This is a genomic window from Roseateles amylovorans, assembly GCF_025398155.2.
GTDB lineage: Bacteria > Pseudomonadota > Gammaproteobacteria > Burkholderiales > Burkholderiaceae_C > Roseateles > Roseateles amylovorans.
This window is the reverse complement of record NZ_CP104562.2, coordinates 3,702,982-3,720,032: the sequence shown is the minus strand read 5'-3', so window position 1 is coordinate 3,720,032 and position 17,051 is coordinate 3,702,982. Positions and strand designations below refer to the sequence as shown.

Genomic DNA, 17,051 nt, shown 5'->3' with positions numbered 1-17,051 from the left:
CGCCCCAGGCGCCGCACCGGCGCAGGGATGGCGGCAGCACCCCGACGACATACGGAGAACCTGACATGACAGACAAACATCTCTCCACCCAGTTCGATGCCGAACTGAGCGGCATTTCCACCCGCGTCCTGGAGATGGGCGGCCTGGTGGAATCCCAGGTGGCGCAGGCGGTGGAGGCGCTGAGCACCTTCAGCGGCGACATCGCCAGCCATGTGCTCAAGCAGGAGGAGCTGGTCAATGCGATGGAGGTGGAGATCGATCGCGATCTGTCCACCATCATCGCCCGCCGCCAGCCGACCGCACGTGACCTGCGCCTGCTGATCGCGGTTTCCAAGACCATTGCGAACCTGGAGCGCGTCGGTGATGAGGCCGCGCGCATCGCCCGCACGGTCCAGCGCCTGATCAACACCGGCGTGTCGAGCCGGCTGCGTCTGCCGATGTCGGACCTGTCGTATGAGGCCGAGCTGGCCACTGCGCAGCTGCGCAAGGCGCTGGACGCCTTCGCCCGTCTGGATGTGGACCGCGCCCTGGAAGTGCTCAAGGCCGACGACCAGATCGACAAGGAATTCGACGGCCTGATGCGCAAGCTCATCACCTACATGATGGAAGACCCGCGCACCATTTCGTCCAGCATCGACCTGGTGTTCGTGGCCAAGGCGATCGAGCGGGTCGGCGACCACGCCAAGAACCTGGCGGAAGTGATCATCTATGTGGTGAAGGGCACCGACGTGCGTCACAACACGCCGGATGCCGTCGAGCACATGGTTCGCTGAGCCCATCGCGCACGCTGAACGCTGAGAACGCAAAGAGGAGACTCACGCATGAGCCGTATCCTGGTCGTCGAGGACGAATCCGCGATCGCTGAACTGATCTCGATCAACCTGCGTCACGCTGGTTTCGAGGTGACCCTGGCCGCGAATGCGGAACAGGCGCAACTGGAAGTCGATCGCGTGCTGCCGGACCTGGTGGTGCTGGACTGGATGCTGCCCGGTCAATCCGGACTGGGCCTGGCCCGTCAATGGCGCGGTGCGACCCGCACCCGCGAGCTGCCGATCATCATGTTGACCGCCCGCGCCGAAGAGGCCGACAAGGTCTCCGGCCTCGACGCCGGCGCGGACGACTACCTGACCAAGCCGTTCTCCACCAACGAGCTGCTGGCCCGCATCCGTGCGGTGCTCCGCCGCAAGGCGCCGGAGGCGCTGGATTCGGCGGTGGACGTGGGCGGCCTGGTGCTGGATCCGGGCACCCGTCGCGTCAGCCGCGAGGGGGTGGAGGTCAAGCTCGGTCCGACCGAGTTCCGCCTGCTGCACTTCTTCATGACCCATCCGGAACGGGTGCACAGCCGCTCGCAGCTGCTGGACCGCGTCTGGGGCGACCATGTCTTCATCGAGGAGCGGACGGTGGATGTTCACGTCAAGCGCCTGCGCGAAGCCCTGGAGAAGGTCAGCTGCCAACGCATGATTGAAACGGTGCGTGGCGCCGGCTATCGATTGACCCAACACAGCAGCGCCCTGTCCGCCTGAGACCGAGCTCATGACCTGGGTGTTGTCGCGGGTGCTGATGCTGGTGATGACCGCTGGCATCGGGGGGTGGATCGGTTGGTTCCTTGGTCACTGGATGTTGGCGGCCCCGGTGGCTGCCGCGCTGGGGGCAGGGGTGGCCGTCGGTCTGATGGCCTTGTGGGATTCGGTGCGGGCGCACCGGCTGGTGGTCTGGTTGCGGGGCGACCAGACCGAGGATGCGCCTCGGCTCGGCGGTCTGTGGGGCGAGCTCTCCTACCGCATGGAGCGCGGCCTGCGCGATCGCGAGCGGCGCTATGAGCGTGAGCGTCAGCAACTGGAGCAATTCCTGCTGGCGATCGAGGCCTCGCCAAACGGCGTGATCCTGCTGGATGAGAACGATCACATCCAGTGGTGCAACAGCGTGGCGGCGGATCATTTCCAGCTCGATCCGCAACGCGACAAGCTGCAGCGCATCACCAACCTGGTTCGGTTCCCGGCCTTTGTCTCCTATCTCCAGTCGCATCAGTTCGGCCAGCCGCTGGCCCTGCACAACGCGCGCGGACGGGCGCACCTGCAGGTTCTGGTGCGCGACTACGGCGTGGGGGGGGAGTGCCGCAAGCTGGTGCTCTCGCTGGACGTGACCGATCGGGAGCGCTCGGAATCGATGCGGCGGGATTTCGTGGCGAACGTGTCCCATGAGATCCGCACGCCGCTGACGGTGCTTTCGGGCTTCATCGAGACCATGGCCAGCCTCAACCTCACCGAGGTCGAGCGCAAGCGGGTGCTGTTCCTGATGCAGCAGCAGACCGCCCGCATGCAGTCGCTGGTGGGGGACTTGCTGACGCTGGCGCAGTTGGAGGGCAGTCCAAGGCCCTCCGCCGACCATTGGGTGGCGGTGGATCCGCTGCTGATGCGCATTGCGGCCGATGCGCAGGCGCTGTCGGCGGGTCGTCACGAACTGGCCTGCGAGCGTCAGACCCATGCGGAGCTGGCGGGCGTGGAGACCGAACTGCTCAGCGCCATCGCCAACCTCATGAGCAATGCGGTGCGCTACACGCCGGAAGGCGGTCGTGTGGAATTGCAGTGGCGCTGGCTGCCGGACCACGGGGCGGAGATCGCGGTGATCGACAACGGTCCCGGCATTGCACGCGAGCATCTGCCGCGCCTGACCGAGCGCTTCTACCGCGTGGACGGCAGCCGTGCGCGCGACACCGGCGGTACCGGCCTGGGGCTGTCCATCGTCAAGCATGTGGTGCAGCGTCACGGCGGCGAGCTGCGCATCGAAAGCGAACCGGGCAAGGGCTCGAAGTTCCGCCTGCTGTTCCCGGCCGCCCGGGTGCGACTGGCTGATGCGCCCGCCATGGGTGAAGAGTCTGCGCCGGCGGCCTTGGCCGGTGGCGAGGATCGTTGAGGGACTCGGTTTCATCGCGATGACTGCCGCCTGATCGGCAAGCACCAAAGCAAACGGCCGCTCGAGGGAGCGGCCGTTTGTCATTGGCAACGTCTCATCGTAGCCGGTGCAGCACCACATAGCTGCCGGTGCGCTCGGTCGGGCGGCGCACCACCGCGACGGCCTGCCAGCCCGCCGGTGGGGCCGCCGCAGCGTCGCCCTGGCTGATCAGGCCGAAGCTGCAGGCGCTGCGATCCAGCGGTTGGGTCGCCTGAACCGTCCAGCCGCCTTGGAACTCCAGCGCAGCCAGCACATGCAGAGGCAAACCCGGCGCGGCGATGCAATCCACCTCCGCGGGCAGACGGGCGCCGATGCGCTCCACCAGCGGTTTGTTGCTGCGGGCGTAATTGAGCGGATGCAGGCCCAGCGTCATGGCCAGCAGCCAGGCCAGGGCCACCCCGCCGGCCGGCAGCGCCAGACTCTTCCAGATCGCATGCCGATGGCGGGTTGTGCGCCAGCGCACCAGCCAGATCCAGGCCAGGGTGCCCAAGGTGGCCAGCACGAAGGTCAGCCACCCAAAATCAGGCTCATAGCCCTGCGCCAGCCGGCGCACGTTGGCCAGGAACTTCGCCGGCCAGCCGAGCTGCAGCGCGCTGTAGTAGAGCCAGAGGAAGATCGCACCCGCGCTGAAGAAGAAGACCGAGAACCAATCCAGCAGCGCGCTGGCGCTGCGTTGGAAGGTTGGCAATGCGAAGCTGGCCAGCACCGCAAGCGGGGGCAGGGCGAGCAGCAGGGCGCGCTCGTCCGCATTCATCAGCAGGCTGCACAGCAACGGCACCGCCGCCGCCAGCGCCGGCACCGACAGATGGCGACGTTGCAGATGTGCGCGCCAGCGCCACATCGACCACAGCGCCAGCGGCCAGGCGGGCCAGCAGAACCATCCGACCAGACGCAGCCATTCCAGCGGGCTGCGGCCATTGGCGTGAATGCGCCAGGCCCAGCCATGCATCGGCCAGGCCGCCAGCGTGGCCAGCACCATCGCCCCGAGCAGCCACGGCAGCAGTTGGCGGGCTTCGTCGTAGACGGACCGGTGGGTGAGCCACAACGCGCCCACGGCCAGCGCCAGCGCCACCGCGGGTGCTCCGCTGGTGGCCAGCACGGTGAGCGAGAGCAGCAGCGCCAGTCGGGACTTCCATCGCCGGAACGGCACGGCTGCCAAGCCGTAGACGAACAGGGTGATGCCCAGCAGCTGCAGGATTTCGGGCGTGGTCTCGTGCCCCAGGCGCAGCAGGCCCAGGCTGGCGATCAGGGCCAGCAGACTGCCGTCGGCCATGGCGCGGGCGTAATCAACCGCGTGGGCCTCGCCACCGAAGGCAAAAGCCACCGGCTGCGCGGCTTCGGTGCGGGCCAGATGCAGGCAGCTGTACCAGACCAGCGCCAGGACGGCGGCCAGCATCAGGCCGAAGGGAATCCGGGCCGCCAGCGACGGCTCGAGGAATGGGAGCAGCTTGATGAACAGGCCGCCGATCCAATAGGGCAGCAGGCCGCCTTCCGCAGGCAACCCGGCGATGGCGGGCTGCAGCCAGGGCGCATGGCCCTGCGCGATGCTCGCCATGTAGCCGAAGGCGGTGAGGTCCGCATTGCGCCAGGGGTCGCGGCCGAACAGACCGGGCAGCACATAGGCGGCGCACAGGAGCAGCAAAGCCCAGCGCGGGATCGGATGGGCGCTTCGCTCGGCCACGACGGCCGGGGTGGGCAGATTCATTCGCGTCTGTCTCGTTGTCGTTGTGGGATGCCGGAGCGCATCATGCCGCAGCTTGGGGCTGCCGATGTAAAGCAGCGCCGTCGCTGCGGCTGGGGTCGCTGTGCCGACGCAGGCCAGGTGGGCCAAGCTGGCTGCTGTGGCCCGTGCGTGGGGGCGCTGCGGACAAGAAAAAAGGCAGCCGGAGAGGCTGCCTTTGTCGGATGGCGTTCGAGGGGCGCGGAGCTTGTGATCGGGTCGGCAGCGGAGGGAACTCCGTGGGTGCCGCCTGAGTATTTGCCGCGCCGCCTGTCGGCGGTGCCCGATTACTTCTTGTTGGGGACCAGGCGCGAGAACTTGTTGCGGAACTTCTCGACGCGACCGCCCAGGCTGTCGATGCTCTTCTGGGTGCCGGTGTAGAACGGGTGCGATTCGCTGGAAGTTTCCAGCTTCACCAGCGGCAGCTCGCGACCATCGTCCAGCTTGATGGTGTCACGGGTCTGAACCGTCGAGCGGGTCACGAATTGGAAACCGTTGGACAGGTCGACAAAAGCGACGTCACGGTAGTTGGGGTGAATGCCTTCTTTAGCCATTTTGGGAGCCTCGCTGCAATGCCGCCAGCCACACCACACCGTGCAGTGCACTTATCGACAGCGGAAAAACGCGGAGTATAGCTGAAAAGCCTCGCCACCCCCAATGCCCGCACCAAATGAAGAAGCCGCCCCGAGGGGCGGCTTCGTGAAGTCCTGCGTTGGCATCGGCGGGCGTCTTCTGCCCGGGTACCGGTGCCGTGCGCCTGAGACGGGTCTCAGCCGCCGCGACGCATCATGTCGAAGAAGTCGATGTTGTTCTTCGAGGACTTCATCTTGTCGAGGATGAACTCCATCGCCTCGATCTCGTCCATCGGGTAAAGCAGCTTGCGCAGGATCCAGCTCTTTTGCAGGATTTCCGGCTTGAGCAGCAGCTCTTCGCGGCGGGTGCCCGACTTGTTCAGCAGGATCGACGGGTAGACCCGCTTCTCGGCCATGCGACGGTCCAGATGGATTTCGCAGTTGCCGGTGCCCTTGAACTCTTCGTAGATCACCTCGTCCATCTTGGAGCCGGTGTCCACCAGGGCGGTGCCGATGATGGTCAGCGAGCCGCCTTCCTCGATGTTGCGCGCGGCGCCGAAGAAGCGCTTGGGGCGCTGCAGGGCGTTGGCGTCCACACCGCCGGTCAGCACCTTGCCGGAGCTGGGCAGCACGTTGTTGTAGGCACGGGCCAGGCGGGTGATCGAGTCCAGCAGGATGATCACGTCCTTCTTCAGCTCGACCAGGCGCTTGGCGCGCTCGATCACCATTTCGGCCACCTGCACATGGCGCGCAGCCGGTTCGTCGAAGGTGGAGCTGATGACCTCGCCGCGCACGGTGCGCTGCATCTCGGTCACTTCTTCGGGGCGCTCATCCACCAGCAGCACCATCAGGTGGGCGTCGGGATAGTTGGCCGCGATCGAGTGGGCCAGATGCTGCATCATGACCGTCTTGCCGCTCTTGGGCGGGGCCACGAGCAGGGCGCGCTGGCCTTTGCCCAGCGGGGCGATCAGATCGATGATCCGGCTGGTGATGTTGTCGTCACCGCGGATGTCGCGCTCGAGCCTGAACTGTTCCTTGGGGAACAGCGGGGTCAGGTTCTCGAACATGATCTTGTGCTTGGATTCCTCCGGCGTCAGGCCGTTCACGCGGTCCACCTTGACCAGCGCGAAATAGCGTTCGCCGTCCTTGGGCACGCGCACTTCGCCTTCGACCATGTCACCGGTGTGCAGGTTGAAGCGGCGGATCTGGCTGGGGGAGAGGTAGATGTCGTCCGTCGAAGCCATGTAGCTGGCTTCGGGGGAGCGCAGGAAGCCGAAGCCGTCAGGCAGGACTTCCAGCACGCCGTCGCCGAACACTTGTTCGCCGGCCTTGGCGCGCTTTTTCATGATCGCAAACATCAGCTCCTGCTTGCGCAAGCGTGCGACGTTGTCGATCTCCAGTTCTTCGCCCATGTTGATCAGGGCGGAGACGTGAAGCGCCTTCAGTTCAGAAAGATGCATGGGTTGAACCCGGTGGTCTGTCGTCCAGAGCCTGCCAAGGCCAGGGACACAAACAACGGCGAACCCCAGGCGTCGCGCATCGCTTGTCGCGTCCCCATCGGTTCAGGGGGACGGGCCGTCCGGTCGCATGCGAGAGAGAAGGATTGCTCCGACTTCGCGTCACGCGGCGGCAAGGAATGAAACCTTGCGGGTCGCTTGAGCAGTCCTTTGGGGCACTGCGTGCCGCGACCAGCGGCAAAAAAAGTAATGCGGGAGCTTGGGCGCCGAGTCCACGCGCTCACCTGAGGGGCTGTCCGCCGAATTGCGCGAGGCGCTTTGCGGTCTTGAGCCGGCCCAGGAGGGCGTGTTGGCAAAAGTTCGTCGAGGCCGCTCGGCCCCGACGAATTGGAGAGATTATAGGTGGGCGTCCAGGAAGGACGTCAACTGGGCTTTGGACAAGGCGCCCACCTTGGTGGCGGCGAGCTGTCCGCCCTTGAAGAGCATCAGCGTCGGAATGCCGCGGATGCCGAACTTGGCGGGCACTTCGCGGTTGTCGTCCACGTTGAGCTTGGCGATCTGCAGGCGGTCGCCGTAGTCCTTGGCCACTTCGTCCAGGATGGGGGCAATCATCTTGCAGGGCCCGCACCATTCGGCCCAGTAGTCGACCAGAACGGGCTTGTCGGCTTGGATGACATCGGCCTCGAAGGACGCGTCGGAGATGTGTTTGATCTGTTCGCTGCTCATGTATGGGGTCCTTGCTTGAAGTCCCTGCTGGGTCGGCTGGGTGCGGCCCGCTCGACAATCCCGCCGCGCGAAGGCGTCAGGGATCAAGGCACAATGATTCTTACACAAGCCCAGAGCCCTCATGTCGAGTAGGCACTCGCCGCAGTTGCGGGTGCCCCGATGGAAGTCAAGGGGGCTGTGCCCGCGCCTTTTTGTGATCCCACCCGCCGCACCGTGCCGAACCGCCCATGACGCCTGATTTCCCGCTGGATGCCGCCCCCGAGAGCGCGGCCTTCTGGGACCGGCTGGCGCAGCGGGCCGCCGCCTGGCTGGAATCCCAGGAACTTTCCCCCCGGGATGCGGTGCTGCTGCTGCCCTTTGCGCAACATCTGGCGCCTGCCCGGCGCGCCTGGATGAAGCTGTCACGCTGGCAACCCCGGATCGAGACCACCCACAGTCTGGCCTCCGCCCTCGGCCCCAGCCCGCTGCCGCAGGCGCAGCAATTGAGTTTTGATGCCGCAATCGATGCGCTGGCCGCCTGGGCGTTGCTGCGCGAGCAAAGTTGGGCGCAGGCGCTGCGGCAGGAAGATCCGCGTGCGTTCGAGGCGGCCCTGCAGCGTCTGGTCGAAGCCGCTCATGCCTTGGCCCGCGCTGCTCAGCTTCGGTCGCCGCAGGCACGGCTTGAGTTCTGGGCGCTGGCCCGCCAGACGGTGGCAGCCCAGAGCGGCGCCGGTCATCTGGAGCGCGCCTTGCTGATGGTGGCCATCGAATGGGCGGCGGCCGATCCCCGCGAGCCGGCCACCGATGCCTTGTTCCAATTGCGCCCCAGCGCCTGGCTGCACCTGCAGTCTGGCGGTCCGGATGCGCTGGCGGATGCCTTGCTGTGCGAGGCGGCCGCCGCCGGCGTGCCCTGTCTGCGCCTGAATGCCGACCTGTCGCTGGACGCGGTGTTTGCCGATGCGCCGCCGCAGGCCCGGCTGGAGCAGACGGTCTGCGATGACTTCGAAGACCTGGCGCAATGCAGCGCCGCGTCGGTGCTGGACCATCTGCGCGCCGGCCGGGCGCCGGTGGCGCTGATTGCGCAGGACCGGGTGTTGATCCGCCGGGTGCGTGCATTGCTGGAGCGCCAGGCCGTGGGCATCGCCGACGAAACCGGCTGGACGCTCGCCACCACCGCGCCCGCGGCGCAATTGATGGCAATGCTGCGGGCCACGCGGCGCGAGGCGACCGTCGATGAATGGCTGGCCTGGCTGAAGACGCCGCTGGCAGCCTCGCTGCGCGAGCGCGCGGGCGGCGGGGCCTTGTCGGCCTTGGAGAGCCGATGCAGGAATCGCGGATGGTCGTCGCCGCAGGCCGTCCATCCGGAGCGCCTCACGCCGGGCAGCGCACGGTTGTGGACCTCGTCCCGCGAGGCCTTGCAGCCCTTGCAGGCCGGCACCGCCCGCAGTCTGGAGGACTGGCTCAAGGCGTTGGCCGAAGTGCTGGATCAGCTCGGCGCCGATGAACAACTCGATCGTCAGCCCGCCGGCGGCCCGCAACTGCTGGATGCGCTCTGGCTGCGTCGCTCGCCGTGGCCGGGCTCGGCGCACGAGGCGGTCTGGCGGGATTCGCAATTGAGTGCGTCGGAGTTCGTGGCCTGGGTGTCGGCCACACTGGAGGCGGCGCAGTACGTACCGCCGCTGCAGGGTGAGCTGCAGGTGATGATCACCCCGCTGGCGCGCGCCATGCTGCGGCCCTTCGGCGCGGTGGTGCTGCCGGGCGCGGATGCCGCGACGCTCGGCCCGGTCCCGCCCGGTCCCGTGCTGATCGGAGACAGCCTGGCCCGGCAGCTCGGGCTGCCCACGGTCGAGGACAAACGCAGCGCCATCGCCTGGCAGTTTGCCCAGCTGCTGCGGGCCCCGGCGCTGACCCTGTTGCGTTGCGGTCATCACGGCAGCGAGCCGCTGGCCGCCAGTCCGCTGCTGGAACGACTGGATCTGGCTCTGCAGAACGGCGGTCACGGCCGCTTGCCGCTCTGGCACGATCCCCGCATCGAGGTCGCCGTGCCGGTGCAGACCCACACCCGTGCCCAGGCACAGGCGCAGGGGCGGCTGCCGCGGGCGCTCAGTGCCAGCGCGGTCGAATCGCTGCGTCAGTGCCCGTATCAGTTCTTCGCCCGTGTGCTGCTGGGCTTGCGTGAATCGTCCGAGCTGGAGGTGCAGGCCGACAAGCGCGACTACGGCACCTGGCTGCATGAGGTCCTGCACCAGTTCCATCGGGAGCGATTGGAGGGCATCGACCCCGAGCTGGACGACCCCGCCCGGTTGGCCCGCGCCGGGGAGGCGCAGATGCAGGCACTGGGCCTGTCGGCCGCCGAATTCCTGCCGTTCTCCGCGAGCTTTGCCCGCTTTGCGCCGACCTACCTGCTGTGGCTGGCCGAGCAGGAGTCGAAGGGTCAGCAGTTCGCTGCGGGTGAACTGGACCGCGTGGTACATCCCTGGGCGCCGGTCGAGCCCGCGCTGGCGGGCCTCGCGCTCCGAGGGCGGCTGGACCGGGTCGACGACAGCCCGCAAGGCCGATGGTTGCTGGACTACAAGACCGGCAGCGTCAAAAGCCTGAAAGACAAGGTGGCCGATCCGCTCGAGGACACCCAGCTGGCCGTCTACGCGGTCCTGATGGGCGCGGAGGATGGCCGGCCCGTGCGCGCCGAATACCTCGCGCTGGACGATGCCAAGGGGCCGGTGGCGATCGAGCATGAGGACGTCGAAACGACGGCCAGCGTGATGCTCGACGGCCTGGGTGAGGACCTGATGGCGATCCGCCGCGGCGATCCTCTGCCCGCCCTGGGCGAAGGCGTGGCCTGTGACTACTGTGAAATGCGTGGGCTGTGCCGTCGCGACGATTGGGAAGGAGCGGCGCCATGAACCCCGCAGGAAAAGCGCCGGACGTATCGGACCTATCGGACGCATCGGAAGCACCAGACGCGCCCGCCGCCGTCAGCGCTTCGGCCGCCGCGCCCCTGCAGGCCGCCTACACCCTCAACGGTTCACCGGTGGCCCGGGAGCGCTTCTATGCGCTGGCCTGCGACCCGGCCCGCAGCGTGGTGGTGGAAGCCTGCGCCGGCGCAGGCAAGACCTGGATGCTGGTGTCGCGCATCCTGCGTGCCTTGCTGGAAGGCACGCCGCCGCAAGACATCGTCGCCATCACCTTCACCCGCAAGGCCGCCGGTGAGATGCGGCAGCGGCTCAACGAATGGCTGCATGAATTTGCGCATTGCGATCACGCGGGTCGCGTGGTGGCCTTGCGTCAGCGGGGCCTGTCGGAGGCGCAGGCCCAAGCCTTGGCCGCCGATCTGCGCGCGCTTCAGCAGCGGCTGCTGCAGGGTGCGCGGGCGGTGGAGATTCGCACCTTCCATGCCTGGTTTTCGCAGTTGCTGCGGGCCGCGCCGCTGGAGCTGCTGCAGGCGCAAGGACTGTCCCCCGAACTTCAGCTGATCGAGGATGAAAGCGACCTCATGCCGGAGCTCTGGCAGCGCTTTCATGCCGCAGTCCTGGAGGATGAAGCCTCGCTGGCGGACTATCAGCAGCTCAGCCTGGCCCATGGCCGCAACAAGCTGTTGGGATGGCTGGCGGCGGCCTTTGACAAGCGGGTCGAGATCCGTCTGGCCCATCAGCACGGCCGATTGCTGGACAGCATGCCCGGCCCCGAGGACGTGGTGCCCGAACTGGCCGCCTTTGACGATCCGATGCAGGCCTTCGCGCCGCTGCGCCCGGCGCTTCAGCAGCTTGCGATCGCCTGGGGCACCGCCAAGAACGCGACGCCGCGCAAGGCGGCCACCGCGATCGAAATGGCGCTGCAACTGGGCGATGACGAGGCGCTGGCCGCGATTCGGCAAGCGATCTTCACCGCGGAAGGCACCCCACGAAAGAACCTGGGCGACGACCCGGCCTTGATGGCGGTGGTCGATCGGCTGCAACGGCTGCAACTGGCCATCGACCAGGGTCAGGCGCGTGCCTGGCATCGACAGATGTGCGGCCTGGCCCTGCAACTGTTGGACCAGTTCGATGCGCTCAAGCGGGAGCGCGGCCTGGTCGACATGAACGACCTGGAGCGCGGCGCGCTGGCGCTGCTCGGCGATGCGGCGCTGTCGGGCTGGGTGCAGGAAAAGCTCGACAGCCAGGTCCGGCATTTGCTGATCGATGAATTCCAGGACACCAGTCCGCTGCAATGGCACGCGCTCTATGCGTGGCTGTCCAGTTACGTCGGGGCCGGTGGCGGCGCCAGTGGGCAGCGGCCGCCGTCGGTGTTCATCGTCGGCGATCCCAAGCAGAGCATTTACCGATTCCGGCGTGCCGAGCCCCGCGTGTTTGCCGCGGCGCGGGATTTCGTTCGCGAAGGCCTGGACGGCGTGCTGCTGGCCTGCGACCACACCCGGCGCAATTCGCCGCAGGTGCTGGCGGCGGTCAATGCGGTGTTTGAGTCGGCCACGCTGGCGCAGCAATACAGCGGCTTCCGGGCGCACACGACGGAATCCGGCGATGGCCATCCGCTGGACGGCGTCTTCCACATCGCCGATGACGGCCCTGAAGAGGCGATCGCCGGATCGTCCCGCGAGGAGGGCGTCTGGCGGCCCAGCCTGACGCAGGCGCGGCGCGAGCCCGAGCTGCATCGGCGAGAGGCGGAAGCCTGCCGCATTGCGGCGGCCATTTCGCAACTGCTGTCGGGCGGACAGGTGCTGCCGGGCGACATCTTCGTGCTCGCGCGCAAGCGGGACGGCCTGCGGGTGCTGGCGCAAGTGCTCAAGGCGCAGGGCATTGCCCATGCGGCGCCGGAGGACATGCCGCTGCTGGAGGCGCCGGATGTGCGAGATCTGCTGGCCTTGCTGGATGTGCTCGCCTCCAACGGACACAACCTGTCGCTGGCGCATGCGTTGCGCAGCCCGCTGTTCGGCGCGTCGGAAGCGGACCTGCTGACACTGGCCGCTGCATCAAACGCCGTGCGCTGGCTCAAGGATGCGGACGACGCTGCGGCCGATGAAGACGATCGACCCGCCAGCGACCCCGACGCGGAGCTGGATGTCGGCCTTTCAGAAGCGCGGTTGGAGGGCGTCGACGGACGCGACTTCGCGGACGCCGAAGTTGCCATGATCGAAGCGCAGGCCGTCGGTGAGCGTCCGAGCGAGCCGATGACGCTGGATCTGTTCGATCCGCCGCCGGTACCGGCGATGGAAACACCTGCGGCAGCGCCGGCCTCGGCGGATGACAGCCGGAGTTGGTGGGACGCGCTGATGCAGTCCGAGGCCGAGGCGCTCAGTCCTGCGCTGTGCCGTGCCCGGACCTTGTTGCAGCGCTGGAACACGCTGGCCATTCAGCGCAGCCCGCACGATCTGCTCGACGCGATCGTGCACGAAGGCGACTTGATGGCGCGCATCGCGGCGGCGGTGCCCACCAGTGAGCGGCGTGCGAGGCTGCACGCGGTCGAGGCCTTGTTGGCGTTGGCGCTGGAGCTCGATGGCGGTCGCTATTCCGGGCTCTATGGGTTTGTGCGGTCGCTCAAGGGGCGGGCCCTGAAGCTGGGCGCACCTGCCGAGCCCGATGCGGTGCAACTGCTGACGGTGCACGGCGCCAAGGGGCTGGAGGCTCGCGTCGTGATCATGATGGATGCGGAAGCCGGACCGGCCCGCGCCGAGCACATGGCCCTGGCGATTGCGTGGCCGGTGCATGAGCCGGTGCCTCGCACGGTGGCCTTCATCGTTTCCGAGACCCGACCGCCGCCGTCGCTGCAGGCCCTGTTGGATGACGAAAAGGAACAGCGTCAGCGCGAAGAGCTGAATGCGCTGTATGTGGCGATGACCCGCGCCCGCAGCCAACTGCTGTTGAGCCGCACCCCCGCCAAGCGCGTCAGCAGCACCGCAACCTGGTGGACGCGGGTTCAGCCGCTGGCCACGCCCGTGGTGGTGCCTCCGTTGGAGGAAGGTGGCAGTGCCTCTGAGGGCGAGACCGCGCTGCTCAGGCAACTGCCGCAGGCGCCACCGCGGGTGACGCCGGAGCCGTCCGAGCAGGTGGGCGCCGCCTCCGATGCGGCGGGGCTAGGGCAAGGGCCGGAGGCGGTCGACGACAGCGCGGCGCTGGGCGAGGCGCTGCACCGGGTGCTCGAATGGCACAGCGGGCCGCAGGGGCGGGCGCATCCGCTGGAGCGCCTGATGGCGGCCGCGGCGCAGATGTACGGCCTGGATGCACGCCGCGACGAGCGGCTGCAACGCAGCGTCCAGGCGATCCTGGGCAGCGACGCGTGCGCGCCGTTCTTCGATGCAGACCAACTGCTCTGGCAGGGCAATGAAGTGCCGCTGAGTTGGCGTGACCTGGACATGCGGCTGGATCGACTGGTTTGCCGACGCGACGGGGCGGATGCTGTGCCGACCTGGTGGGTGCTGGACTACAAGCTGCATCCGGCGCCGCAGAACAATCCGGAGTATTTGGCGCAGCTGTGGCGCTACCGTGAGGCCGTGCGGGCGCTGCAACCGGATGAGCCCGTGCGCTGCGCTTTCATCACCGGTCAGGGGCGGTTGATCGACTGCACGGAACGCGTCATTTCCGAATTTGGTTTGGAGCCGCAAATTTCAGGCTAGAATCGCGGTCTTGTTCGGGGCGTAGCGCAGCCTGGTAGCGCATCTGCTTTGGGAGCAGAGGGTCGCGAGTTCGAATCCCGCCGCCCCGACCATTTATTTCGAGAAGCCGCAATGTCTTTGGACCTTGCGGCTTTTTCTTTTTCCGTTCACGGTCACGGCTGGGCGAACGTTTCCCGCGTCGGCCACCTGACGGCTGGCAGATCGGCGCAGACCCGCGCGCCACTCGGCACCAGTGGCGCACCGGTGAGCGATTCCCGGTCGATCGGGCCCCGATTCGAAACCGGGTGACTCAGCCGCAGTCGCAGCTGTAGCCGCAGCGTCAGGCGTAGGTGTTGATGTTTCGCCCGAGCGTGCCTTCGGTCGCCAGGCTTGTCGGCTGGGGCAGGGCGTTCAGCAGTGCAGCGGCGCCGGCTTCCTGCGTGTCCAAAGCCTTGCGCAGCACCAGCAGGCTGGCGGCGTTGCCGACCGTGCCAGGCGTGCTGCTGGACGCATTGCTGACCGCTGCGGCGACGCTGGAGGAGGTGGTGATGTCCATGTTGAAGATATCGGCCATCCAATCACCGACTTGAGCGCGGCACGCACGAAGCCATACCGACGGCGCGGTCATCCTGCGTTGCAGCCACCATCGAGCGGAGCGGCCTGCGGGCAGAACGGCGATGTCTGCGCACATCCGCGCCCGTAACTAAGTGGAAACCCCAGTCGTTCTCTCATGTCATTCCGATGACGGCCGGAGACAATCCGCGCTGTTTTTTGTCAGCAAGGCGCCTGACGCCGGTCACGAGCCGGGCGGCGGGCGCCACCGAAGAATCGAGAGCAGAAGATGGCGCTACAGCACTTGACCGACGACGAGGTCCGCACCTGGTCGCGGCAGCAGAAAGACGAGTGGTGGTTCAAGAACGTCTTTCGCGGTGACATGGCGCAGCTCTCGCTGCGCTCGGGCTTCACCGGTTTCATCCTGGGCGGTGTGCTGGCGGCGACGTCGCTCTACATCGGCGCCAAGACCGGCATCAGCGTGGGCGTGGGCCTGACCTCGGTCATCCTGGCCTTCGCCATGTTCCGCATCCTGCACAACCTCGGTTGGGCGCAGGACTACACCATCCTCGAAAACAACTGCACCCAGTCGATCGCGACCGCGTCCGGTTATGTGGTGATGCCGCTGATCTCCAGCCTGGGCGCCTACATGCTGGTCACCGATCGCATCGTGCCGTGGTGGCAGATGATGATCTGGATGACGGTGACCGCCGTGCTCGGCGTGCTGGTGGCGTTCCCGATGAAGCGCCGCTTCATCAATGAGGATCAGCTGCCGTTCCCCGAAGGCCGTGCCTGCGGCGTGGTGCTGGATTCGCTCTACACCAGCGAAGGCGGCGAGGGCATGTTCAAGGCGGCGCTGCTGGCCAAGGTGGCCGGCGCGGCGGCGATCTACCAGGCCATCGTCAGCGACGGCTGGATGAAGCTGCTTCAGTTCAAGATCCTGCGCATGGACCAATGGGCCGGCATGAAGGAGCCCTGGGTCTTCCATGATCGCCTCGACGAGTACTACTACATGTGGGCGGTGAAGGCCGAGCTGTGGATTCCCAAGATTCTGGGCGTCGATTTCCGCGCGCTGGGCCTGCGCCTGACGCTGGACGCCGCAATGATCGGCGTGGGCGGCCTGATGGGCATCACGGTGGCGACCAGCCTGCTGGTGGGCGCGGTGGTGAACTTCGCGGTGCTGGCACCGCTGATGATCCAGGCCGGTGACATCGTGCAGCGCGTGGCGCCGAACGGGTCGCTGGTGCCGATCTCGCGGGTGGAGATCGTCAACCAATGGTCGATGTGGTGGGGCGTGACGATGATGGTCGCTGGCTCGCTGACCAGTCTGCTGGCCAAGCCCGACCTGTTCCTGGCGGTGTTCAAGGTGTTCAAGCGTCGCAAGGCCGCCGAGCCGGGCTCGGACCTGCTGCGCGACATCGAACTGCCGCTGTGGGTGTCGTATGTCGGCGTGCCGGTGTTCGGTTTCCTGGCCGCCTATTTCGCGCACGAGTTCTTCGGCGTGCCGTTCCTGATGGCGCTGGTCTCGCTGCCGCTGATCTTCGTGCTGACGGTGATCTGCACCAACTCGATGGCGCTGACCTCCTGGACGCCCACCGGTGCGCTGTCCAAGATCACCCAGTTCACCATGGGTGCGATTGACCGCGCCAATCCTGCGGCCAACCTGATCCCCGCCGGCATGACCGCCGACGTGGCCTCGAACGCGGCCAACCTGCTGTCGGACATCAAGCCGGGCTACATGCTGGGCGGCAAGCCGCGGCATCAGGCCATGGGCCATGTGATCGGCATCCTGGCGGGCGTGCTGTCGTGCGTGCCGCTGTACTTCCTGCTGTTCTTGCCCAAGGGCGCGGACGGCATCCGCAGCACGGCAACGATCATCTCGGAGCAGTTCGCAATGCCGGCGGCGGTGCAATGGCGCGGCGTGGCCGAGATCATTGCCAAGGGCCTGCAAGGTCTGCCGACCTCGGCCCTGATCGCGATGGCGGTGGCGGCGGTGGTGGCGATCGCCATCGAGGTCCTGCGCATGGTCACGCGGGGCAAGTTCCCGCTGTCCTCGGTGTCGATCGGCCTGGGCGTGGTGCTGCCGCCTGAGGCGACCTTCTGCATGTGGGTCGGCGCCATGCTGTTCTTCGTGCTGGGCAAGGTCTACAAGACGCCGGGCACCAAGGGCTGGAAGTACTGGGTGGATGGCTGCGAGCCGGTCTGCGCGGGCCTGATCTCGGGTGCGGCGCTGATGGGCATCGGCAATGCCATCGTGAATGTGCTGATCTAAGTCAGCGTCGTGGCCGCGCCGCCGGAAGCGGCGTGGCACAATCCGGGCCCTCAGGTCGGCATGGGAATGCTGACCGAGGGCCTGATTTTTTGGCTGATCTGTTTCTTGACCGTCATCCTTGATCGGTCAGTGCTGAAGTCACCGTCTGCCCGTAGCTCAACTGGATAGAGCAGCTGCCTTCTAAGCAGCAGGTCGGGGGTTCGAGTCCCTCCGGGCAGGCCAAAATTCGCTTTGA

The 17,051-nt window shown here is 67.0% G+C and carries 11 protein-coding genes and 2 tRNA genes; 8 read left to right on the top strand and 5 right to left on the bottom strand.

Annotated features, from left to right (window positions below):
* Window positions 1-65: 65 nt before the first annotated feature.
* From phoU to phoR, 3 genes are read left to right on the top strand one after another with little or no spacing between them, the layout of a single operon-like run.
* Window positions 66-773, top strand: a complete 708-nt coding sequence (gene phoU / locus N4261_RS15355) for a phosphate signaling complex protein PhoU (protein ID WP_261756168.1) — start codon at window positions 66-68, stop codon at window positions 771-773.
* A gap of 48 nt (window positions 774-821) precedes the next feature.
* A complete protein-coding gene (phoB, locus tag N4261_RS15350; protein ID WP_261756167.1) occupies window positions 822-1,523 on the top strand; it encodes a phosphate regulon transcriptional regulator PhoB in 702 nt (233 codons plus the stop codon).
* Window positions 1,524-1,533: 10 nt separating this feature from the next.
* Entirely contained in the window at window positions 1,534-2,913 is a 1,380-nt protein-coding gene (gene phoR, locus N4261_RS15345) for a phosphate regulon sensor histidine kinase PhoR (RefSeq protein WP_261756166.1), read from the top strand.
* Window positions 2,914-3,007: 94 nt separating this feature from the next.
* Here the strand turns inward: phoR and N4261_RS15340 are convergent, their stop codons facing one another.
* The 4 genes from N4261_RS15340 to trxA all read right to left on the bottom strand — a co-directional run bounded on the left by N4261_RS15340 (window position 3,008) and on the right by trxA (window position 7,427).
* Window positions 3,008-4,657 carry a hypothetical protein gene (locus N4261_RS15340; protein WP_261756165.1) on the bottom strand — a complete coding sequence of 550 codons (1,650 nt, stop codon included), beginning with the start codon at window positions 4,655-4,657 and terminating at the stop codon, window positions 3,008-3,010.
* Between the two features lie 302 nt (window positions 4,658-4,959).
* Window positions 4,960-5,226, bottom strand: a complete 267-nt coding sequence (locus N4261_RS15335) for a type B 50S ribosomal protein L31 (RefSeq protein ID WP_261756164.1) — start codon at window positions 5,224-5,226, stop codon at window positions 4,960-4,962.
* Between the two features lie 215 nt (window positions 5,227-5,441).
* The gene (rho, locus tag N4261_RS15330) at window positions 5,442-6,704 is read right to left on the bottom strand and encodes a transcription termination factor Rho (protein WP_261756163.1); all 1,263 of its coding nucleotides are present in this window, start codon (window positions 6,702-6,704) and stop codon (window positions 5,442-5,444) included.
* 393 nt (window positions 6,705-7,097) lie between these two features.
* A complete protein-coding gene (gene trxA, locus N4261_RS15325; protein ID WP_261756162.1) occupies window positions 7,098-7,427 on the bottom strand; it encodes a thioredoxin TrxA in 330 nt (109 codons plus the stop codon).
* 227 nt (window positions 7,428-7,654) lie between these two features.
* On the opposite strand from trxA, the gene N4261_RS15320 reads away from it, so the two are divergent.
* The 3 genes from N4261_RS15320 (at window position 7,655) to N4261_RS15310 (ending at window position 14,105) form a co-directional block, all read left to right on the top strand.
* Entirely contained in the window at window positions 7,655-10,309 is a 2,655-nt protein-coding gene (locus N4261_RS15320) for a PD-(D/E)XK nuclease family protein (RefSeq protein WP_261756161.1), read from the top strand.
* Window positions 10,306-14,013 (top strand): UvrD-helicase domain-containing protein, encoded by a 3,708-nt coding sequence (locus N4261_RS15315; protein ID WP_261756160.1) that lies wholly within the window; start codon window positions 10,306-10,308, stop codon window positions 14,011-14,013. Before N4261_RS15320 ends, N4261_RS15315 begins: the two co-directional genes overlap by 4 nt.
* A 15-nt stretch (window positions 14,014-14,028) precedes the next feature.
* A tRNA-Pro gene (locus N4261_RS15310) sits at window positions 14,029-14,105 on the top strand.
* Between the two features lie 227 nt (window positions 14,106-14,332).
* On the opposite strand, the gene N4261_RS15305 is transcribed toward N4261_RS15310, so the two are convergent.
* Window positions 14,333-14,566 carry a YjfB family protein gene (locus N4261_RS15305; protein WP_261756159.1) on the bottom strand — a complete coding sequence of 78 codons (234 nt, stop codon included), beginning with the start codon at window positions 14,564-14,566 and terminating at the stop codon, window positions 14,333-14,335.
* A gap of 267 nt (window positions 14,567-14,833) precedes the next feature.
* On the opposite strand from N4261_RS15305, the gene N4261_RS15300 reads away from it, so the two are divergent.
* Together N4261_RS15300 and N4261_RS15295 are read left to right on the top strand one after the other, a co-directional pair.
* On the top strand, window positions 14,834-16,816 hold the full coding sequence (locus tag N4261_RS15300) for an OPT family oligopeptide transporter (RefSeq protein WP_261756158.1): 1,983 nt from the start codon (window positions 14,834-14,836) through the stop codon (window positions 16,814-16,816).
* Between the two features lie 145 nt (window positions 16,817-16,961).
* Window positions 16,962-17,038, top strand: a tRNA-Arg gene (locus N4261_RS15295).
* The last annotated feature ends 13 nt before the right edge of the window (window positions 17,039-17,051 follow it).

Bases quoted from the DNA above. Each gene is read 5' to 3' on its own strand.
- N4261_RS15335 (WP_261756164.1), bottom strand. From the start codon at position 5,226: ATGGCTAAAGAAGGCATTCACCCCAACTACCGTGACGTCGCTTTTGTC.
- N4261_RS15315 (WP_261756160.1), top strand. From the start codon at position 10,306: ATGAACCCCGCAGGAAAAGCGCCGGACGTATCGGACCTATCGGACGCA.
- rho (WP_261756163.1), bottom strand. From the start codon at position 6,704: ATGCATCTTTCTGAACTGAAGGCGCTTCACGTCTCCGCCCTGATCAAC.
- N4261_RS15305 (WP_261756159.1), bottom strand. From the start codon at position 14,566: ATGGCCGATATCTTCAACATGGACATCACCACCTCCTCCAGCGTCGCC.
- phoR (WP_261756166.1), top strand. From the start codon at position 1,534: ATGACCTGGGTGTTGTCGCGGGTGCTGATGCTGGTGATGACCGCTGGC.
- N4261_RS15300 (WP_261756158.1), top strand. From the start codon at position 14,834: ATGGCGCTACAGCACTTGACCGACGACGAGGTCCGCACCTGGTCGCGG.
- phoU (WP_261756168.1), top strand. From the start codon at position 66: ATGACAGACAAACATCTCTCCACCCAGTTCGATGCCGAACTGAGCGGC.
- N4261_RS15320 (WP_261756161.1), top strand. From the start codon at position 7,655: ATGACGCCTGATTTCCCGCTGGATGCCGCCCCCGAGAGCGCGGCCTTC.
- phoB (WP_261756167.1), top strand. From the start codon at position 822: ATGAGCCGTATCCTGGTCGTCGAGGACGAATCCGCGATCGCTGAACTG.
- N4261_RS15340 (WP_261756165.1), bottom strand. From the start codon at position 4,657: ATGAATCTGCCCACCCCGGCCGTCGTGGCCGAGCGAAGCGCCCATCCG.
- trxA (WP_261756162.1), bottom strand. From the start codon at position 7,427: ATGAGCAGCGAACAGATCAAACACATCTCCGACGCGTCCTTCGAGGCC.